The 21,137-nt window shown below is 45.9% G+C and carries 19 protein-coding genes; 11 read left to right on the top strand and 8 right to left on the bottom strand.

Features of this window, described 5'->3' with window-relative positions; genetic code table 11:
* Positions 1-450, top strand: a 450-nt coding sequence (locus tag K9J17_17965; protein MCF8278620.1) for a 2-phosphosulfolactate phosphatase, incomplete at its 5' end; no start/stop codon positions are given.
* Positions 451-780: 330 nt separating this feature from the next.
* Here the strand turns inward: K9J17_17965 and K9J17_17960 are convergent.
* Both K9J17_17960 and K9J17_17955 read right to left on the bottom strand, forming a co-directional pair.
* Positions 781-1,599 carry an alpha/beta fold hydrolase gene (locus tag K9J17_17960; protein ID MCF8278619.1) on the bottom strand — a complete coding sequence of 273 codons (819 nt, stop codon included), beginning with the start codon at positions 1,597-1,599 and terminating at the stop codon, positions 781-783.
* Positions 1,600-1,656: 57 nt separating this feature from the next.
* On the bottom strand, positions 1,657-2,496 hold the full coding sequence (locus K9J17_17955; GenBank protein MCF8278618.1) for a methylated-DNA--[protein]-cysteine S-methyltransferase: 840 nt from the start codon (positions 2,494-2,496) through the stop codon (positions 1,657-1,659).
* A gap of 163 nt (positions 2,497-2,659) precedes the next feature.
* Between K9J17_17955 and K9J17_17950 the strand changes: the two genes are divergently transcribed.
* From K9J17_17950 to K9J17_17940, 3 genes are all read left to right on the top strand, one after another.
* Positions 2,660-3,655 (top strand): S1/P1 Nuclease, encoded by a 996-nt coding sequence (locus tag K9J17_17950; protein ID MCF8278617.1) that lies wholly within the window; start codon positions 2,660-2,662, stop codon positions 3,653-3,655.
* Between the two features lie 84 nt (positions 3,656-3,739).
* Positions 3,740-4,819, top strand: a complete 1,080-nt coding sequence (locus K9J17_17945) for a CoA transferase (protein ID MCF8278616.1) — start codon at positions 3,740-3,742, stop codon at positions 4,817-4,819.
* Positions 4,816-5,262 (top strand): GNAT family N-acetyltransferase, encoded by a 447-nt coding sequence (locus K9J17_17940; GenBank protein ID MCF8278615.1) that lies wholly within the window; start codon positions 4,816-4,818, stop codon positions 5,260-5,262. Before K9J17_17945 ends, K9J17_17940 begins: the two co-directional genes overlap by 4 nt.
* A 61-nt stretch (positions 5,263-5,323) precedes the next feature.
* Here K9J17_17940 and K9J17_17935 read toward each other — a convergent pair whose 3' ends face one another.
* Positions 5,324-5,749, bottom strand: coding sequence for a hypothetical protein (locus K9J17_17935; protein MCF8278614.1), 426 nt, complete (start codon positions 5,747-5,749; stop codon positions 5,324-5,326).
* A 109-nt stretch (positions 5,750-5,858) separates the two neighbouring features.
* Between K9J17_17935 and K9J17_17930 the strand changes: the two genes are divergently transcribed.
* The 7 genes from K9J17_17930 (at position 5,859) to K9J17_17900 (ending at position 14,683) form a co-directional block, all read left to right on the top strand.
* Complete coding sequence (locus K9J17_17930; protein ID MCF8278613.1) at positions 5,859-6,884, top strand: quinone-dependent dihydroorotate dehydrogenase; 1,026 nt, start codon at positions 5,859-5,861, stop codon at positions 6,882-6,884.
* 188 nt (positions 6,885-7,072) lie between these two features.
* Entirely contained in the window at positions 7,073-7,930 is an 858-nt protein-coding gene (locus tag K9J17_17925; protein MCF8278612.1) for a hydroxymethylglutaryl-CoA lyase, read from the top strand.
* 39 nt (positions 7,931-7,969) lie between these two features.
* On the top strand, positions 7,970-8,494 hold the full coding sequence (locus K9J17_17920) for a hypothetical protein (protein MCF8278611.1): 525 nt from the start codon (positions 7,970-7,972) through the stop codon (positions 8,492-8,494).
* Positions 8,495-8,677: 183 nt separating this feature from the next.
* The gene (locus K9J17_17915) at positions 8,678-10,897 is read left to right on the top strand and encodes a TonB-dependent receptor (protein ID MCF8278610.1); all 2,220 of its coding nucleotides are present in this window, start codon (positions 8,678-8,680) and stop codon (positions 10,895-10,897) included.
* 185 nt (positions 10,898-11,082) lie between these two features.
* Positions 11,083-11,487, top strand: coding sequence for a hypothetical protein (locus K9J17_17910; GenBank protein MCF8278609.1), 405 nt, complete (start codon positions 11,083-11,085; stop codon positions 11,485-11,487).
* A gap of 113 nt (positions 11,488-11,600) precedes the next feature.
* Positions 11,601-12,152 carry a hypothetical protein gene (locus K9J17_17905; protein MCF8278608.1) on the top strand — a complete coding sequence of 184 codons (552 nt, stop codon included), beginning with the start codon at positions 11,601-11,603 and terminating at the stop codon, positions 12,150-12,152.
* 125 nt (positions 12,153-12,277) lie between these two features.
* A complete protein-coding gene (locus tag K9J17_17900) occupies positions 12,278-14,683 on the top strand; it encodes a TonB-dependent receptor (GenBank protein MCF8278607.1) in 2,406 nt (801 codons plus the stop codon).
* A 190-nt stretch (positions 14,684-14,873) separates the two neighbouring features.
* Here K9J17_17900 and K9J17_17895 read toward each other — a convergent pair whose 3' ends face one another.
* From K9J17_17895 to K9J17_17875, 5 genes are all read right to left on the bottom strand, one after another.
* Complete coding sequence (locus K9J17_17895; GenBank protein MCF8278606.1) at positions 14,874-15,263, bottom strand: DUF1398 domain-containing protein; 390 nt, start codon at positions 15,261-15,263, stop codon at positions 14,874-14,876.
* Between the two features lie 297 nt (positions 15,264-15,560).
* Positions 15,561-16,592 carry a hypothetical protein gene (locus tag K9J17_17890; protein MCF8278605.1) on the bottom strand — a complete coding sequence of 344 codons (1,032 nt, stop codon included), beginning with the start codon at positions 16,590-16,592 and terminating at the stop codon, positions 15,561-15,563.
* On the bottom strand, positions 16,585-18,267 hold the full coding sequence (locus tag K9J17_17885; protein MCF8278604.1) for a hypothetical protein: 1,683 nt from the start codon (positions 18,265-18,267) through the stop codon (positions 16,585-16,587). Before K9J17_17885 ends, K9J17_17890 begins: the two co-directional genes overlap by 8 nt.
* 309 nt (positions 18,268-18,576) lie before the next feature.
* Entirely contained in the window at positions 18,577-20,409 is a 1,833-nt protein-coding gene (locus K9J17_17880; protein MCF8278603.1) for an ATP-binding protein, read from the bottom strand.
* Positions 20,390-20,548 carry a hypothetical protein gene (locus tag K9J17_17875; protein ID MCF8278602.1) on the bottom strand — a complete coding sequence of 53 codons (159 nt, stop codon included), beginning with the start codon at positions 20,546-20,548 and terminating at the stop codon, positions 20,390-20,392. Before K9J17_17875 ends, K9J17_17880 begins: the two co-directional genes overlap by 20 nt.
* Positions 20,549-21,137 lie beyond the last annotated feature (589 nt).

Here is a 21,137-nt window from a genome sequence, read left to right as displayed (position 1 = left end):
AATATACGTGGGCGCGAAATTGCTTTGACAACCACCAACGGAACACGCGCCATCAACATTGCCGCAAAAGGTTCCGACACCGTGCTTATTGGTTCATTCCTGAACCTACAGGCCTTGGCTGACCATATTCAGACGCAAGGTAAGGATGTGGTTATTTTCTGTGCGGGTTGGAAAGACCGCTTCAATATGGAAGACAGCCTGTTTGCAGGTGCACTGACCAATTTGCTGCTTACGAGCGGCAAGTTCAAATCCGATTGCGATAGCGCCAACGCCAGTAGCCTCGTTTACCGCACAGGCCGCAAAAACCTCATGAGCTTCCTTAAGAGCTGTTCACACCGCAAACGCCTGGCACATCTCAACCTAGAGAAAGACGTTGAGTATTGCCTCCAACGAGACATTACTGATGTTATTCCTGTGCTACGGGGCGATAGGCTTGTTCGGCTTAGCTGACCATTTCTGAAGTTGCACTTGCTGCTCAGAAGTAGCACTTAGCTGCTCGGAAGTAGCACTTAGCTCCTCGGAAGTTGTGTTCAGCTGTTAAGAAATTGGAATCTGCTGACAAGAAGTTGAGGTCCATTGGGCGGTATTACTGGAATAATACGGAGAGTGATCGGGATTGCTGGTTTTCAGTTAATGATGGTGTTGGTGAGGTTTGAGATCTGTTTGTGAACTGACCGTGTTAATTTCCACACCGGTCATCCTTTGGAATACGTGCGCGTGTCAGGCACTTCAATCTCGAAAAAGACGTGGAGTACTGCCTCCAACGAGACATCACCTATGTCATTCCTGTGCTGAGGGATGGGAAATAGATTTAACAAGCAGGTCTACCAATACTTGGGGCATCGAAAAGAATGGGGAATGGCTGCTGTCTAATTGATAAACAGCATCGCAGGGACTATCCCGTTGCATCTTCCGCTGAAGTTCTAACGTGACTGCTCTGTCCTGTAAACACTCGATATAGGTTTTAGGAATCCGTCCATAGTTCTTTTCAGTTAGCCGCATGGTTTCAAAACCTGGGAAGTTAGGTTCGGCTGTTATTAGCACCTTGGCAAGTTCAGTTATCTCATCCGGGCAATCGTGATAAAGCGCTTCTTTGAAACTCGAAGCCTGAAGATGATGCACTTTCTGAGTGGTAGGTATGATAAGCCCTATCAAAGTACGGAGAAAAGGATTTTTGAACAATTCAATTGCCTTTTCAATTCTTCTGCCGCTGACCTTTGGAAGGATATTCTGGTAAACCAGTGATTCTGTATCCAGTTTCCCATAGTCCATCATGCACTTACCATTGGGAATGAGGTAAGCGGCCAGATATATCAGATGGTCAATTTTGTGGGGGCGTAGCTCCGCAACCTGAGAAATGACCATCCCATTTCTGCTATGCGCTACCAGTATCGCCTTTTCATCAGTGCTATCAATGGCGCTTATTATCGTTTGAACGCAATCGGCTAAGGATACGCTATGAAGTGGGCTGTGGTCCAATCCATGACCAGGCATGTCCAAGGCCATTGTCCTGTGTCCAGCCTTTTCTAAAAGAGGAACAACCTTGTGCCAGTTCCAAGCACCATGAAATGAACCGTGTACCAAGATGAAGTTTGCCATTTTTTCAGACAAATTTCCATCGAACTGTAGGCGTTGAAAACCCGATTCTTGCTGAATTCAACCCGCGTTAGCAGCTTCCCAACCAATCATTGCCACCTTACGGTCGTGCCGCCATTTGTATTCTCCGATGATTCCTGTAGCACGTATCACGCGATGACACGGAATGAGAAAGGCTACGGGATTACTGCCAATGGCAGTTCCAACCGCACGCGATGCCTTTGGAGCCTGGATATTCTGCGCAATGTGGCCATAGGTGGTCAATCCGCCTTTGGGGATCTTTAGCAGCGATTCCCAAACTTTCAGTTGAAACGGGGTTCCTTTCAGATGAAGTTTGATGGTTGAATTGGTATCAAGTTTCTGATTGAAAAAGGAAAGCAGATCCTGTTGGTGCAAATCCGATTGCGGGGAGAATCTTGCATTGGGAAATTTGGACTGAAGCTCTGCCATAGCATCGTCATCATGTTCGCAAAAGGAAGCATGGCAAATTCCTTTTGGAGTGGAGGCCGCTAGTATCTTCCCGAAAAGCGAATCAGAATAGCTGTAATTTATCTCAAGTTGTCTGCCACCGTGTTTAAACTCGGCAGGAGTCATGCCTTCAATGTTTACAAAGAGGTCGTGTAGGCGTCCTGTGCCAGAGAGACCAGTTTCAAAAGCCGCGTCCATCAGGTTGAGGTCATACACTTTTAGCATCTTTTTGGCATGCTCCAAGCTCAGGTATTGCAGGAATTTCTTCGGGCTTGTGCCAGCCCATTCGCTAAACATCCGCTGAAAATGGAAAGGGCTCAGATGAACGTGCTCGGCCACTTCTTCCAATGAAGGTTGTTGTTTGAAATTAGAATGAAGGTAGTTGATGGCCTTTTCAATTCTTGCGAAGTCGATGGCAGCATTCGTATCCATTTCCATGCTGTAAAAATGAGAATGTTTGTAGTGATACTACACCCGAATCTTGCGGTTTACCGTCTCCAACGTGACATCACTGATGTTATTCCAATATTAAAAGACGGCAAGTTGATTCGGCTTGAGTAAGCTCAATTGCTCTAATCCGTAATTTGGCGGCAACATGCTGAACCGCTTTCTCCTTCGCTTTGTATTGGTCGTGTTGCTAATGGTTCCCTTTAGCAGCAACATGCTGTTTTCATGGGGATTCTTTGCGCACAAGCGCATCAACCGATTGGCGGCCTTCACGCTTCCACCAGAGATGATCGGTTTTTACAAGCGTAATCTCAATTATTTGACAGAGCATGCCGTTGATCCTGACAAAAGGCGCTATGCCGTAAAGGATGAAGCGCCACGCCATTACATCGACATAGACCACTATGGCGAAGGAATGGACGCTTTTAAGCAAATGCCGCGCAAATGGAACGAGGCTGTTCAGAAATATTCGGAAGACACGCTTCAGGCCTATGGCATTGTTCCATGGCATATCGATATCATGGTTTACCGCTTAACGAAGGCTTTTTCCGAAGGCAATCTCGACCGAATCCTTCGTAACTCAGCGGAGATAGGACATTACATTGCCGATGCGCACGTGCCGCTTCATACCACCGAAAATTACAATGGTGGAATGACCAACCAGCGCGGAATTCATGGTTTTTGGGAAAGCAGATTGCCTGAATTATTCTCCGATCAGTATGATTTTCTGGTAGGTAGAGCCGATTACATTGATGAACCGCTGAACTTTGCTTGGGATGTGGTGGAGGCAAGCCACGCGGCCAAAGACAGTGTCCTGCTCTTTGAAGCAGAAATGAACATGGAATGGCCCACCGACCGCAAATACACCATGGAAAACCGTGGGTCTGTGCTGATGAAGGTCTATTCGCAGGAATATTCTGAGGAATACCACAACCGTCTCAATGGAATGGTTGAGCGTAGAATGCGTGCGGCAATTCACACCATTGGTAGTCTGTGGTACACGGCTTGGGTCAACGCAGGTCAGCCCGATCTGAAGAAGTTGTACGATAAAGACCTTTCGCCAGAAGAACAGGAAGAGATGATGGAAATGGAGCTACAGATTAAAGGTTCTGATGGAATTAAAGGTCGGGAGCATGATGAGTGATTTTCGTTTGTCATTCCGAGGAACGAGGAATCTCTTTGTCCATTTTGATGAGATGCATCCTTCGTCAGCATGACAAAAAAGTAAATGGAAAACAAAACACTATCAAGTTTAAAAGTATTGGAACTCGCTTCCGTGCTGGCAGGACCATCTGTCGGAATGTTTTTGGCTGAGTTGGGAGCGGAGGTCACTAAGATTGAAAACCCACGCACACAAGGCGATGTGACCCGCCATTGGAAGCAGAAGAGCGAAGACCCATCTTGGGATTATTCAGCCTATTTCGCATCCGTCAATTGGGGAAAGAAGCACCTTTTCATCGACCTGAAAGACGAAGCAGGAGCAGCCAAAGTACGCGCCATGGCCTCAGAAGCCGATATCATTATCAGCAATTACAGAGCAGGCCAAGGCGAACATTATGGCTTGGATTACGAAAGCGTCCGAAAGACCAATCCTAACGTCATCTATGGCCACGTGACGGGTTTTGGAGAAGACGATGGAAGACCAGCCTACGATGTGGTGCTACAGGCCGAAACCGGATACATGTTCATGAATGGTCAGCCTGAAAGCGAACCGACCAAACTCCCGATTGCGCTCATCGATATTCTATGTTCGCATCAACTGAAAGAAGGTTTGCTGCTCGCCCTGTTTAAAAAGGAACGAACAGGAAAAGGTTGCAAAGTGACGGCTTCGCTGCTCGATGCCGCTGTGACAGCACTTTCCAATCAGGCAACCAATTGGTTGATGAACGGACACATTCCGCAGCGCACGGGTTCGCTGCATCCGAATATTGCGCCTTATGGCGAAGTGCTGACCACTTCCGATGATAAGCATATTGTGCTGGCAGTAGGTTCAGAACAGCAGTACAGAAGTCTGTGTGATGTGCTTGGTTTGGAAGAACTGAAAGAAGATCCACGTTTCGTAGATAATCAGATCCGTGTTGAGAACAGAGGGGAATTGAAGGATTTTATGTTGAAGAAGGCCGCGTTGCAAACCGCTGATCAGTTGATGGCTGCATTTCTAGCACACGGAGTGCCTGCGGGTATCATCAAAAACATGAAGGAAGTGTTCGAGCAGCCTAAAGCGCAGGCTTCGGTCTTGGAAGACACCATGAGTGATGGAAACACAGCCAAACGCGTTTCACAGATGGGATTTCATTTGGAGTCATGAAACTACGTTGGGAATGGAAACGGTTCGGAGAACTCTCTGCTGAAGAGGTTTACACCATTTTATGTGTTCGGCAGCAGGTTTTTGTGTTGGAACAGGAATGCCTGTACCTAGATGCCGATGGCAAGGACCGAAAGTGCTTTCATCTGATGGGATTTGACAGAGATGAACTCGTTGCCTACGCTCGAATTCTGGATGCTGGTGTCAGCTATAAGGAAGTTTCGATGGGCCGCATTCTTACAACTGAGAAAACTCGCGGAACAGGTGCTGGTATGGAGCTGATGGAAGTCGGATTGAAACGAATTCAAGCGCATTACGGCAACGTTCCGATCCGAATTTCTGCACAGACCTATTTGCTCAAATTCTATCAGAAGTTCGGATTTGAATCGACAGGAAAGGAATACCTCGAAGATGAGATTCCGCATACGGAGATGATGCGAAAGTGACGAGCTACAAGTTCCGAGTTGCGAGAGCAGGGCTCGAAACTTGTAGCTCGTTACTCTCAACTCAGAATGAGTTGAACTTCACCACCTTCATCGCTTCCGTTTTTCCGTCAATCAAAAGCTGACAAACAAAGGGTTTACGGAGATTTCCTTCTGGCTCATAAGTGAATTCGTATTGGCCTTCTGCCAGTTCTCCTTGAAACAGCATGGCAAGTTCAGAACCGTTCATGTCCGTTACACGGATAACCGTATCGTGAGATTTCTTCATGTCCACCTGCATTTTGGCGGTACTTAGGGATGTGAGTGTTCGGACACGCATATAAAAGTCGTTCGCAACTGCTTTTTCCCGAGCAACTGCACGTGCTCGCTTGGCTGCTTCCAGGTGTTCTTTCCGCTCATCTTTGAAAACGTAGAGCTCCGAAGATTGACCGAAAAGGTTGGTGCAAAACAGTATTCCTAATACCGATACGATCAATGTGGCTGATTTCATAATTGCTGGTTTCTGTGTCTTATACCTGACACTGACAATCGATGTTATAGTCATTCGTAGATGAAATCGGTTGTTTGCCGATAAACGTGCGGTACTACCTTTGCCGCTCATGTACAAACTGATATTTCGCCCCCTTTTCTTCCTGCTCGAACCCGAAGCAGCTCACCATTTCGTCACGGGAATGTTCCAATTTCTAATGAAAATTCCAGGGACAAAATGGATCACTGAAAGCCTTTATAAAGTAGAGGATAAGCGATTGGAAAAGGAGCTGTTCGGATTGAAATTCCCGAATCCGGTCGGCTTGGCAGCTGGCTTTGATAAACAGGCTTCATTCTACAAGGAATTCAGTTCGCTCGGCTTCGGTTTTATCGAAGTAGGCACCATCACGCCAAAGCCTCAGGATGGAAATCCGCAGCCAAGGATGTTCCGATTGCCGAAAGATCAGGGATTGATCAATCGAATGGGATTCAATAATGGCGGTTTGGAAATGGCGCGCAAGAATTTGCAGAACCGCGACCGCAGCTTCATCATTGGTGGAAACATCGGAAAGAACAAGGTCACACCAAACGAGAATGCGATTGATGACTACTTGGAGTGTTTCCGTGGTCTACACGATCTGGTCGATTATTTCGTGGTGAATGTGTCTTCGCCCAACACGCCAGGTTTGCGCGAATTGCAAGACAAGGAACCATTGCTCCGTATTCTGAATGCCTTGAAAGTCGAGAATACTAAGATTCCGACACCACGACCAATTCTGCTCAAAATTGCTCCCGATTTGACCGATTCTCAATTGGATGATATTGTAGAGATCGTGACCGAATCGAAGATCGATGGCATCATTGCAACCAATACAACCATCTCTCGTGAAGGACTGAATTCGAGTAAAGAACTGTTGGCCGAAGCAGGCGGATTGAGCGGCAAACCCGTAAGAGAAAGAAGCACAGAAGTGATCAGATATCTTCACCAAAAAAGCAATGGTTCGTTTCCTATTATCGGAGTAGGAGGTATCCATTCTGCTCAAGATGCCATCGAAAAGTTGAATGCGGGCGCAAGTCTTGTTCAGGTTTACACTGGTTTTATCTACGAAGGTCCAGCGTTGGTGAAGGATATAAATAAGAAGTTGATTGGTCTATAAAGTTGATATAGTTGATGGAGTTTTTAGAGTTGGCAAGTTGCGGTTCCCCCTTGAAAAGGGGGTGTCCGGATTTTTATCTGGACGGGGGATTTCTTTTGAAACTCAAGGAGGATTGCTTGGCAGGGTTTATCGCTTTGAACTCTCTATGCAACTCTGCGTTTCTCTTTTAGCTCTGTGAAATAACTGATATGCAAGAACTCCAACTCATAGAATGTCCGCGTGATGCGATGCAAGGCATTCACGATTTTATCGAAACGGATAAGAAAGTAGCCTATATCAATACGCTGCTGAAATGCGGTTTCCATACGCTCGATTGTGGCAGTTTCGTATCGCCAAAGGCCATTCCGCAGATGGCGGATACTTCGGAGGTGTTGGATAAGCTAGAGGAGGATCATGCAACCAAACTTTCGGTCATTGTGGCCAACAAACGAGGTGCGTTAGATGCCGCAAATCATCCAAGGGTTGATATTCTTGGCTTCCCATTCTCGGTTTCGGATGTGTTTCAGCAGCGGAATACCAACGCAACAAGGGAAGAAGCGTTGGATAGAGTGAAGGAAGTACAGGAACTCTGCATCAAGCACGATAAGCAGTTGCTCATTTACCTAAGCATGGCTTTTGGAAATCCGTACGAAGAGAAATGGCATCCAGATATCGTAGCAGAATGGACACGGAAAATGGCCGAACTTGACATTCAACTTTTCATGCCTTCTGATACCATCGGTTCTTCAAATGCCGAATCAATCACGGCTGTTTATAGTCTTTTGAACAAGGAATTCCCAAAGCTTGAAATAGGCGCGCATCTTCACACTACACCCGATTCGTGGAAAGAGAAACTAGATGCTGCTTGGAACAGTGGTTGCAGACGCTTTGATTCTGCTTTGAAAGGTCTGGGCGGTTGCCCCATGGCCAAAGACGACCTAACGGGAAACATGCCTACAGAGCGCGTGCTTCAATTCTTGGAAGAGAAGGAAATTGTATCTGGAATTGACCAAGATGCTTGGATGGAAGCCATGATGCTTTCAGGGAAGACCTTTCCCTTGTCCTAAGCTCATATTTTCGCAACTTCACGCCAAGAAGCATCCCAATTGCGAAACAGTCTGATCGGCATCTTTCTTACCTTTTGCCTGCTCGCTCCCATGTTGGGAATGTACGGTTGGCTACAACAGCGAAGGAAGGAAGTGCGCAAGGAAGTGAAGCATCAGATCATTGCAGGTTTGGATCGCTCTGAATTGGTGCTCTTGACCTTCACGCTAGAACAACATTCGAAACTCAAGTGGATGCACAGCAAGGAGTTTGAGTTTGAAGGTGAGATGTATGATGTGGTTGAGACTGAAGTGGTTGATTGTGTCACGCACTATTGGTGTTGGTCGGATGATGAGGAAACCGTGCTGAACAAGCAGCTATTTGAGTTAACGAACATCGCTTTAGGTCTTGATCCAGTGCAACAACAGCAGCAATCCAAGTTCAAGCATTTTACCAAGACACTTTACCACGAAGCGTACCTTCCTTGGCGCTTAGACGAAAGTCTAGCCTTAATTCAACCTGAAACGCATTTTACAGGAGTTTCTCCCTGGAATAATTCCCCGCCCGTTCCGCCTCCCGAAGCCTGATCCGTCTGTCATTGCGAGGGAAGTGTTCCCTGAGCGCAGTCGAAGGGCACGACCGAAGCAATCTGTTTGCAGAATGAGGCAAGTTCAATATGGGATTGCTTCGTTCCTCGCAATGACGGATGCTGCAGTTCTCTACTCGCAATGACGCTATTGCTTTCCAATTCATTCCATTAACAAAATCACATGCTCAGAATTCTGACGCTGTGGTTCTTTATGGGAATACTTGTCAGCACGCAGGCGCAGACCGTTACCGTTACAGACAGCATTACGGGTCAGGCTTTAGGTTATGCCACCATTTCGAGCGAGCATCCAAGGCATCTGGTCATTACCGATATTAACGGAAAGGCAGATGTGTCAGCATTCCAAGACGCTACGGATATCACGGTTCGTATGGTCGGTTATCGGCCATTATCCGTGAGTTATGCAGAGCTGCAGCAGAACGTAGAAGTTCGGCTTTCAACTTCAGTCCATGCGTTGAATGAAGTGCTGGTTTCCGCCTATCAGGACGAAGACCGTTTGCAGACAAGTATCCCGATCGAACCACTCGACATACGCGAGATGGAGCGACAAGGCTCTTTCAATCTCACCGATGCACTGGCGCGCGTGCCCGGCATTTCGCAATTCAGCACGGGTTTGGGTGTTTCCAAACCTGTGGTGCGCGGACTGTACGGCAATCGCATATTGGTGCTGTTCTCTGGCCTGCGCTTCGACAACCAGCAATGGCAGGACGAGCACGGTCTGGGATTGTCGGATATGGGCATTTCGAAGGTGGAAGTGATCAAAGGTCCGCTGAGCATCCTGTATGGAACGGATGCGGTCGGTGGTGTCATCAACATCATTGAGGAGCAGCCACCAGCAGTGGGAACCTGGGAAACCGACCTTGGAATGGAATTCCATTCAAACACCTTTGGTGGAACGCTTCAGGCAGGAACCAAAGCCAACTTCGGCAACAAGTGGTTCCGTCTTCGTGTGGGGACGGACAACCATGCCGATTACACGGATGGCAACGGAACGAGGGTGCTGAACAGCCGATTTGAAGGCTATTATTTGAAGGCTTCCTTTGGGTTTCAACGCAAGAACTGGAAGTCGGAAAACCACTACCATTTCTCGTACAACAACTTCGGTTTCATCTTCAACGACATCCTTCATTTTATGGAGGAAGATGCGCGGTGGAGCCGCAAGCAATCGGGGCCGCACCATATCGTGATGCTGAATGTGTTTTCGACCGCGAACGACATCCGCTTGAAGAATTCAATCCTTCGGTTGAACACGGGTTTTCAGTCCAACATGCGTTCGGAGGATGAAGGCGGAGGGGAGTTGAGTTTGGAAATGCATTTGCTCACGGTTCAGCATTCAACCAAGTGGAACAAACAGTTGGGGCATCGAACGCAATTGGTTGTGGCGAATTACACGAGTATGGAGAACAACACCAACTACGGCAGGCGCAAGATCGTGCCTGATGCTTGGATGGCGGAAAGTGTGGTTTCGGTCTACTTGAAGCACCATTTCAATCGTTTCATGGTGGAATATGGTGTAGGTGGTGGTTTCCGTCACATCAAAACGCTGCTGACCTCTGGTGTGAATTCGGAAGAAAAGGAGATTGACCCGTTTGCGCAGACGCGTGGATTCGGCAATGGACTGGTCGGTATCAGCTACTCGCCAAACAGTAAATGGAATATGAAGCTGAATGCGGCAAGTGGTGTGCGTGCGCCCAATCTGGCGGAGCTTTCCTCCAACGGATTGCACGAAGGTGTTTATACCTACGAGATAGGCGATCCGAACATGAAGAACGAGCGGAACATGAATGTAGATGGGCAAGTTTCGTATTCGTCCAAGTGCTTTCAGGCGAGTGTTTCGGGGTTCTACAATCAGTTCTTCGGCTACATCTTCTTGGAGCCAACGGACGAGAAATGGTTCGGGTTTCCTGTCTATCGTTTCCGTCAACACGATGCGTTCTTGTATGGGGGCGAAGCGATGGTTTCCATCACACCACCACAAGTGAGCGGATTGCGTATTTCGGCAAGTTATGCGGGGCTTATAGGGAAGTTGAACAAAGGGGAGTTCCTTCCTTGGATGCCTGCGCAGAAAATACGGCCAGAAGTGGCGTATAACCACCAATACAACACGCAATGGTCGTTTCACGGTTTTGTGAACAGCGACCTCGTACTGCCGCAAAAACTGATCTATTCATCCGAAGCATCCACGCCAAGCTATCAGCTGTTGAATGCTGGTTTCGGGGCGGAATGTGTAGGGGAGAAGGTCAATTACGAGTTGAACCTCGTGGGAAATAATCTGCTGAACCAAGCTTATTATGACCACTTGTCGCGACTAAAACTTTACGGCACGCTCAACATGGGTTGGGACCTGTCTATCAATCTTAAAATCAAATTCAAAAACAAATGATTTCCCATTATTACTTCAGTAAATCCCCCGTCTCGTACCTCGACACCCCCTTTGAAAGGGGGATTCGCAACTTACATGGTTTGGTAGGCAACGAAGGGCATCGTCAACTTTAACGAACTGGTAATCAAACGGGGAATCATAACAGCAATTCAAACAACAATTAAAATCAACTAAAAATGAGAACAATGAATTCAATTTTCAGAACAATGCTATTTGTAGGAATCGTTTCAACCGCCCTTGTGTCTTGCGACAAAGAAGATGAAGGTGATGAGCTTCATATCGGTTTTAAATCAACTGTTGGATATACTTTTCAAGATGGAACTGCTGCTTCTGGAGCTACAGTAACCATTGGTATTGAAGCGGAAACAGAAAAAGCAAAAGACCCGATTATACGTTTCAACATTTCTGAATCGGTGAACGGAGGAGCTGCAGCTACTGTTTACACGGAAGATTTGGAAGCTACTGATTACGAATACGATTACGCGTTCGCGATGGATTCCGTGTCTGGAAATACGCATGCCTACACTTTCACCATCACCAACCGTGATGGACTGAACAAGCAAGCCAGCTTGACCTTAACGGTGGAGTAAACTGAACAGAATGCAAGATTCAAAGGGCGCGGGAGAAATCTCGCGCCCTTTTTTGTCCGCTAAAGTCTAATGGAATGCCATCCGAAGATTCATTCTAATTTCGGCCTACGAGAATGTTTAGAACAGGTCAGACATCGAAGAACGCCATCGTAGCACTTTTCTTGGTGCTGTTTCTGCTACCTTTTGCAGGAACGCAAACGTGGCTGTTGGTGCGAAGAACCGTGCTTAAAGAACAGATCAAGCACGAGTTGATGGCGAAGAGCGACCGCGAGGGACTGGTATCGTTGTCGTTTGATGTGGAGACGGCCAAGAACGAACTGCGTTGGGAGCACAGCTCGGAGTTTGAATACAAGGGGCAGATGTATGATGTGGTGGAAGTGGAGCTGATGAATGGCGTTACGTGCTATTGGTGCTGGCCCGATAATGAGGAGACTGCATTGAACATGATGCTTCAGGAACTGCTGGCCTTTGCCTTAGGGAACGATGAACAGCACCAGACAAATCAGGAATTGTTGACAGATTTCTACGCTTCGCTTTTTCTTGGAATGGAAGATCTGAAGCAAGATTCATTTGTTGAGCACGGACCGAAGCATTATCTGCATCGGACACATTTGGGTTCATCATTGCAATTCAGTCCCGATACGCCACCGCCTGATTTGGGTTGATCTATCCAAGCTTCCAAGCGTGTCACCCTGAACTTGTTTCAGGGTCTTTTACAGATGCTGAATCCGCCTTAGGCGGACAGCATGACCAAGGAAGCGAATATTCAGTTCAACCAAAATCAAAAACTATGAAACAAACCCTTATAATTGGGTTGTTGCTGGCATGGTCGTATGCGGCCAATGCGCAAGTAATAACCATTAAAGACCAGGATTCAGGTGAGCCGATAGAAATGGTCACGCTGATGAGCGGCAACGGCAAACTCTTTGCCGCAACAGATGCCAAGGGACAGGCAGACATTTCCGACTTCAAGGATGAAGAAAGAATCGAAATCCGTTCGCTTGGTTACGAAACGCTGCTTCTCAGTTATGCAGAGCTTCAATCTGCATCATTCAAGGTTCAGCTGAAAGGCTCGAACGTAAGCTTGGATGCGGTAGTGGTTTCCGCTACGCGATGGAGTCAGGAATCGCGCGATATCCCTTCCAAGATCATCAGCATTTCTGCCCGAGAAGTGGCCTTGCAAAACCCACAGACCGCTGCCGACCTCTTGACCGTTTCAGGTAAAGTGTTCATGCAGAAAAGCCAGCAGGGTGGAGGTAGCCCCATGATCCGTGGCTTTGCCACCAATCGCTTGCTTTACACTGTGGATGGTGTGCGGATGAACACCGCCATTTTCCGTGGTGGAAACATTCAAAACGTCATATCGCTCGACCCATTCGCCATCGAGAACACGGAAGTCTTCTTCGGAGCAGGTTCGGTCATTTATGGGAGCGATGCCATTGGTGGTGTGATGAGTTTCAAAACCCTCACATCGCAACTTTCGCTCGAAGACAAGCCGAACTTCACAGGAAAGGCCGTCACACGTTATTCATCGGCCAATAAAGAATTCACAGGCCACTTTGATGTAGGAGTGGGTTGGAAGAAATTCGCCCTACTTAGCAGTGTGAGTTACAGCCGTTTCGGTGACCTGAAAATGGGAACCTATGGCCCAGAAGAATACCTGCGTCCGTTCTATGTGCAACGGCAAGACAGCGTGGATGTGATCGTGACGAATGACGACCCGCGCGTTCAGAAACCATCTGGCTATACACAGATGAACCTGATGCAGAAGTTCCGCTATCAGCCCAATAAGAACTGGGACATTCAATACGGTTTCCATTGGTCGGAGACCTCTTCCTATTCGCGTTACGATAGGCACATCCGCTATAAGAACGGACTGCCGCGCTATGGCGAATGGAGCTACGGTCCGCAGAAATGGATGATGAACAGCCTGAGCGTTACGCATCAGGGAAATAATGTGCTTTACGACCAGATGAGCATCCGTTTGGCCCATCAGTTCTTTGCCGAAAGCCGCATCAGTCGCGACATCAACAAGGATAACCGCGAAACCCGCATGGAGGAGGTTTATGCCTATTCGGGCAACCTCGACTTCGTGAAATCCATCGGCAGCAAGAACAAGCTCTATTATGGTTTGGAAGTGGTGTGGAATGATGTGATCTCGGTGGGTGTGGATGAGAACATCTCCAACGGGGTGAAGTTTGAAGGCCCAGCTCGCTATCCACAATCAAATTGGTCAAGTTATGGTGTGTATGTTTCAGACCAATATAGGGCGCACAAGAAGGTGACCTTGCAGGCAGGATTGCGCTACAATCATTTCCTAATGAATGCCGATTTTGATACCACCTTCTATCATTTCCCCTTCACTACGGCCAAGTTGAACAACGGTGCGCTGACAGGAAGCTTGGGACTGGTGTACCGTCCGCATGAGACCTGGGTGCTGAGCGCCAATTTCGGAACAGCCTTCCGTTCTCCCAATGTGGACGACCTCGGAAAGGTCTTCGATTCGGAGCCGGGCGCGGTAACAGTACCGAACCCGAAACTGAAAGCGGAATACGCTTACAATGTAGACCTCAGCATTGCGAAGGTGATTGCCAAGGTGCTGAAACTCGACCTGACGGGTTATTACACCATTCTGACGGATGCCTTGGTGCGTAGGAATTCCACGCTTAACGGACAGGACAGCATTTTCTATGCAGGCGAGTTGAGCCAAGTGCAGTCCATGCAGAATGCGGCCATTGCCCGTGTGTATGGATTGCAGGCAGGCGTGGAAGTGAAGTTCCCGCTCGGATTCAGTTTCAACTCCGATTTCAACTGGCAAGTGGGCCGCGAAGAATTGGACAATGGCGATGTGAGTCCATCGCGCCATGCAGCGCCTTGGTTCGGTGTTTCGCGTTTGAGCTACAGCTACAAGACGCTGACGCTTCAGTTCAATGCACAGTACAGCGGAGCGGTGAAGAACGAAAACCTCCCGCAGGAAGAATTGGCCAAGACCGAGATCTATGCGGTGGATGCCAATGGCAATCCATGGTCGCCAAGTTGGTACACCATCAACTTCAAGGCCTCGTATCAGTTCTTGCACAACTTCACAGCCAGTGCAGGCGTGGAGAATATCACCGATCAGCGTTACCGCCCCTACAGTTCGGGTATCGTATCTCCGGGGCGAAATTTTGTGCTTGGGGTGAAGGCAACGTTTTGAGGATTGAGACCTGGTAGGTTTTTAAAAACCTACTAGGTCTTAAAGGGGGACCAAGCTGCGTTGAGCAGGTGATGGCAAAGACCTCCGAGCTAAGTAAAACCTCGGAGGTCTGTTACCTCAGGTCAGTTCGAGTGCGAAGCGTATCGAGAACGGGTAGGAGGGTAAGCGCGGCACATATAAATGCCCTTTCTTATTGCGGAATGGCCTCCACCAGTATCTCCGTGTTTGCGCTGTCGAAATAGGTACAGGTCATGCGGTCCATGCTTACGGTCCATTTCTCAATGCCATAGGTGGCACACATGGCAATAAAGGCGAGGAAATCGGTCTTTCCCTGCTGATGTTCCTTCAGTCCACGTATAAACTCTTCGGTATTGGAGGCTGCTGCAATGCTCAGTTCAGCGTAGCTGGCCGCTGCTGTTGTTCTGTAATCGTCTGTTCCGAAATAGTCGGTGTGACCATCCGTTACATAGGTTTCAAACGAAGTTACCCCCAAGGCTTTTATCTCCTGAACGTAAGCGGGGAAATCTGCTCCCGACCTTACTTTGGCGTGTGCTGCCTTTATCTGTTCTACCGTAAACATGCTGCTTGATCCTTTAAGGGTAAATGGGTCTTTTACCCATGCCGTAAATGTAGAAGAAGCTAAGCAAGACCTAACAGGGTTTCGAAAACCTGTTAGGTCTCAGGTGTAGGTCTGTTACTTCGGGTCAGTTCGAGTGCGAAGCGTATCGAGAACGGGTTGGAGGGGAAGGGCTATTGGAATGCAGTTTTTGGTAGGGGCAAGCGTTAGGTCTAAATAACTTGTCATCGGGTTAGTTCACCTCTGCTTTCCTTACTTCAAATTTAGAATGTAAACCTAAAGGCGGGCAGGGGTCTCTCTTTACAAATTATCAATCTCCTTTTCAATTAACCTAAACCGCTCTTTCACATCCTCACCAGAGTAGAAGTCAAGCATATCCTTTTTAGTCAACGTACCTGATTTCAAGAATTTGCTCAGGTATTGCTCATTAAACTCCATCAGTTGCATCGACTTTTCCAATTGCTTTAGGATGGACTTATTGTTCTCAATATTGGATTCCACGAGCGATTTGATGTTTCTGACCTCCGTTAAATCCTTGATAATTCTAGTTACGATGAATGCCAAAACATCCTTGTCCAAATCAATATCATGTGCATTCAGAGCAATATCTCGCGCCAACATGTATGCAATAGCTAAGTTTTGGTAATCCCCTTTTTGAGAATCAATCACAGCAATGAACCCGACTTGAGGGACATACCCTACGTTCTCACAAAACTTTAAGATTGAATTGTCGACTACCGATCGATCAAAAACAATCATGCTCACTCTGCCATTTCTGTTGGCCGAAGATTCGATAAGCTGACTCCATGCAGTATCGAACTTCTTGGTAAAAATGTCTTTGCTCGCTATTTCGCCCAGCTTGATGCTCTTGTCAAACTTACATTCAATCACAATCTTTAGGTCGGGTTCGCCATTGACCTCACAGACAATATCTCCTGTTTTGTTTTTTGGAATAATACCAGCTGCATTACCCGTAAGTGCCGCAGTGTCTTTTAACTTTTTATCCGTGAAATACTGATTAAGAAACTCTGCAATTTCATCCTCTGCCAGAGTGCCTTTAACGGTTGATTTGTAAAACAACTCGTGCTTCATATCAAAAATCATCTTTAAGCTTTCGAGCTCGGTACCCAACTCGTTTGATGTTTTAGAAAGAAATGCTGACATGCGATCTTCCATTAGAGCCAACACCCCAATGTAAATTGCTCGAATTAGCTTTTCATTTCGTTCAGTGGCTGGAAGACCATTGAAATAGTTAAATACAATCTGGTTTTCGAGTTCGAAAGAGTCAATCTCCAGTCGATTTAGTTGCTGGTTTAATTTGATTTTAGACATGCTTTTTGAATTGATAATGGTAACTATAGGGCGAACCATAATAGTTTGCGTCCTTTTCAATTATCCGAGGCTTAGGATTCGCATCGGGTCTGGTATCTTCTGACATTGAACGAAGCGCTCGGTCTATTCTGGCAAATTGTGCTCCTCTTTTTCGGTCCAAATGCCTTAGTTGGTACTCAACATGAGGTAGGCCTTTAAGGACTCGAAAACCAGCAGTCCAGCACATTTTACCAGCTCTATTTGGCATGAAAATCGATTTCCGTCCGATTGACATTGCGTGCAGCCTTTGTATCAGTCTAAACTTAATGGCGCGCTCTGAAATTCGAAATGAGCTATTCTTTTTGATAAGACTAACTACCTTATCGGTTTCAGCAATTTGCTTTTCTATCTCCTTCTTTAGGCTTGACTTTCTGACCCGAACCGTTAGGTCAAATTTGATTTGATAGCCAACGAAAGATAGCCATGGAACATGATGTTTTGTTGCATCATTCCGCTTATTCTCATGCCAACAATAGGGCAGTTTGGACTTAGACTTCCAGAACTCACCCGGATATTCAATTACCTCCTTTGGGTCGTGTCCAATTAATTTAATCTCTGTTAGAGCTTGTTGGTATCTAGTCAATGCACTTCGACATTCCTTCTTTTCAGGATGAATGATTACCATGTCATCGCAAAACCGAGCATAGAATAAGTCATCATCGTCATTTGCGGTAACTGCTGCATCAACAGAATCCATGATTAGATTGGCGATTAAACAGGAGATTGCGCCTCCCTGCGGAACTCCAATCCGATCTGTTTCAGAATCTGAGCCTACTGACTCTAGTTCTTCATTACTTATCCAACCAAATCGACTCTTGGGTTTGAAAGGGAACTCCTTAGCTGTTTCATTGAACGAGTAGCTATCAAGATAGGACAGAAACAGCTTTTCAGCTCGGTTATCAATGGTAATCCCAACTTCATTCAGCTCATTCTTTTTCCGATCAAATTCGTGTACGACCACCTCATGATTTACGCAGTCGAAGAATTTCTTGATGTCATACTCCGCAACCCATAATGCCTGATCAGGGAACCTGCTTTTGTATTGCATGATATCTTCAATAGCATCATGATGTGAATAAGAACGTTTTAAAACTTCCTTTGATCTAAAGGCATACGAATTCTCACTGAATAATGGGTCCAGACATTGGGTCAGGTATTTATTGCATTCCGCAATAATTATTCGATCTATGTACTCATAGTTGGCTATGGGGCGATATATTTTCTCTCCATCCTTCTCTTCTTTAAAATGAGCGTCAATTCTCGGTTTTGGGATGTGGTAATCCTCACCTAATGCTCGGGTTCTTATTTCATCAAGAGTATTCGAAAGTTTGGAAGCCCAACTACCTGGATTGATTACAGACGTTTTATAGTGCTTTTGTACCGTGCGTACGATTTGCTCTCCATTGATGTCCACCGCAGTTTTGCCTCGTCTCTCTTTCGCCTTTAATCTTATCCACAAACTTCTTGGTGGAAAGATCTCATATAGTAGCTCCGTGGGTTCAAACGCTTTCTTTTCAAGCAACAACCCTTTAAGGAACATCCGATCATGCTCCTTCTTGGCAAGAGAAGCCCGTTTCCGTGCCAAAACACGAATCAGTTCCTTATCAGAGAAAAAATATTCAAACGGCTTTGCCATGGTTTAGTAAAAAGTTGCCTTTCACCTCGGGTCGACTTATGTCGAGTTCGAATCGAATGTATCTCCTCACAATTATGTTTGGAAATACACAGGTATCTGGGGGCAGCGATTCACCATACTTAATACTGCCCTTAAACAGCGCTGAACGCTTAACAAGGTTACTCGGCAACTTTAGTTTGTCATTGTTCAAATTTGAATTTCGGGTCTTTTATGTCTTGCACATTCACACAAGCTTCAAATGCCTCATTTATTTCAAAGGCTGAATTATCTGAAAAGGATTCTCGTTTAGAGTCTAAGGTTACCATATCGCTAATTAGTTATTTCGGTTAAGAAAGCAATTAACTCTGGCTCAACTATTTCCTCGTACTCTTCCCTAGTAGTTTCATTAAATATGCGAAAGTTGTTTTTCTCTTTGATATTCTTGTTGCCCAAGCCTTTTTCCTGAACAACCTGTTTAATAATGCTTCTTACATTTTCATCCTCACCGAAGTAATCAAAGGAATTGGCAGGAAGCTCATAAACGCGTTCAAATGCCCTCGGGTGATAATAACTTTCTATGTAACTTTTGAAGAGCACATAAGCACTACCATTTACTTTACTGTTTTTAAAGTCCTCGGCTCTTTGATTCTGTTTTTCTCCATTATTTAAGTGCTTATCACTATCGATAATTAGATAAAGAGCTCTGTTGGAATTGTCGAAATAATCAATGTTGAGGAAGCTCTCAATATCCTCTCCACCCCCAAAAGGAAGCACCAACACCTTCTTGTTCTGCAGTAAATTGGCACCTATTAGCCTTTCACACAAGAGATGATAAAACTTAGCATCGTTGTTACTTTCTACAAAAACAATTTTTTCGTGATGGTCACGTAAATTGTAACTAGGTTTAATCCCAAGTTCATCCACTATCCTCATCAGGAATTCGGTATCACCTTCGGAAGTTGCATTTGCGTAATTCGACTGTCCATCCTTAGTACACAATACTACTCCGTGAACATTGGTGGCACCTGCAAAAACAGGCGAATGAGTTGTTATTATAACTTGATTATCGTTTGATAGCTCTGTTAAGGCGTTTAATAAATCGGATTGAGCCGTTGGGTGTAAAAATGTCTCTGGTTCTTCTATTAAGTACAACACGTTATTCCCTTTGCTTTTTTCTGCTAAGTATCTAAAGCGAGCAACCATAAATAGCCGTCTATAACCAGTGCCTTTATGGCTCATTGGGATAAACTTATCATCGCCATCAAATTGAAAACTTACATCAACTCCTTTAATTGCATCTTTCCAATTGATGGTAGGCGTAATTTGAACCGACTTTAAAGAAGAGGCGTAGTCCTTCATATAGTCTCGGACAGATTCAGCCTCCTTCTTCATTTCCTCAATTATCTCAGCTTCAACTTTTTTCAGTTTCGTATCCTCTTCAGCTGCTTCACGAGTAAAGTAATCCTGAATTTCACTTACAGAGTTAGTCTTGAATTTTGTGTCAGCTTCCAATCCGTAATCAGCTTTAAACATTTCCACCTCTGGAAATAGACTGTCTATTTTAGAGTCATCCTCCATCCAGAAAGTTGTCCGCTCTGCCCCCTCGAAATGTTGCTTGATGCATTTTATTTTTTCGGCCTTGGAGTTTCTTCCTTTACCTGCAACTGGTACTTCAATGCCATAATTTTCGAGAATCTTACCGACTTCTTCATCTGACTTGAAGTATAGTCCTTGAATATCTTCTTGAACAAAGTCTTCAAACAAAATAAATTCTCCCGAGAACTTCTTATCCACTTTAGCCGCTTCCCTCCTGTACTTGATAGCACCATCAAAAATGAAGTCTTGGATAAACTCCTCCAGTCCCTCAGTTTTTTTGACTTTTGACTTGAGCTTTGACGTCAATAACTCTTCGATATTTTCAGCCTTAAACTCAAATTCAAAAACGATAGGCTCATCTATGTCATTAAAATCAGAAAAGGTTAGCGGAAAGCTTTTAAGGTCTAAAAATGTGGCTATAGCGAAGAGTACAATGGTTTTACCTGCATCATTCTTTCCAACAATGGAAGATAGTTGGTCTAAGTGAATGGTGCGCTCATCCTTAATGCCTCTGTAGTTGACTAATGAAATTTGAGATATGTACATATTATGATTTCTGTTTTTCAACCAACCCCAACACCCCACCAACTCGCACTTCTACCGTGGACATTTTGGAGAGCAATAAACTCATGGTGTTGTTCATGGCGATGTTTACCCGTATGAGGTTCTCCTTCTTGGCTGCCTTCGCCTTTTTCTCTTTTGCCATGGTTCAGTTCTAAATGCTGGTCTCAATAATCGGAGTTGATCACGTAATGTATTTATGGTCTTCCAATAAGATGATGCCAAAGTAACATCGCCACACCACATCCGCAATACCCCTTTCCCTTCTTAGACCTCCAAGCTTTACCTCCTATGGTCGGTGTGTTCCCCTTGCTTCCCTTCCCTTCGACTTCGCTCAGGGTAAACTAACTCAGGGTAAACTCACTCAGCACAGGCTAATTTTTTCGTTCCTCAAAAATCACTCAGGATGACCGCTAGCTGCTAGGCGTAGAGCGTTGGGTCAATCTGAGTAGTCCCGTTTTTCACGGGACGTATCGAAGAATGTACGGAGGGGAGGTGATTCTTGCAACATCCTTCCCTTTACTTCCCTTCGACAGGCTCAGGGTAAACTCGCTCAGTACAGGCTGATTATGCCCCAAAGCAAGATCACTCAGGATGACGCCCACCCAAAAAGGAAGGTTCCTAAATGACACAGATTATTGAACAGCCCCCTTCCTTTGGTTGCAACAATTGCTTGAGTTGTTGCAATAACTCTTCCTTTTCTTGCAACAACTGCTTGAGTTGATGCAAGAACT

The sequence above is a fragment of the Flavobacteriales bacterium genome, assembly GCA_021739695.1.
In the GTDB taxonomy this organism is placed as follows: Bacteria; Bacteroidota; Bacteroidia; order UBA10329; family UBA10329; genus UBA10329.
This window is presented reverse-complemented; position numbering and strand designations above follow the sequence as displayed.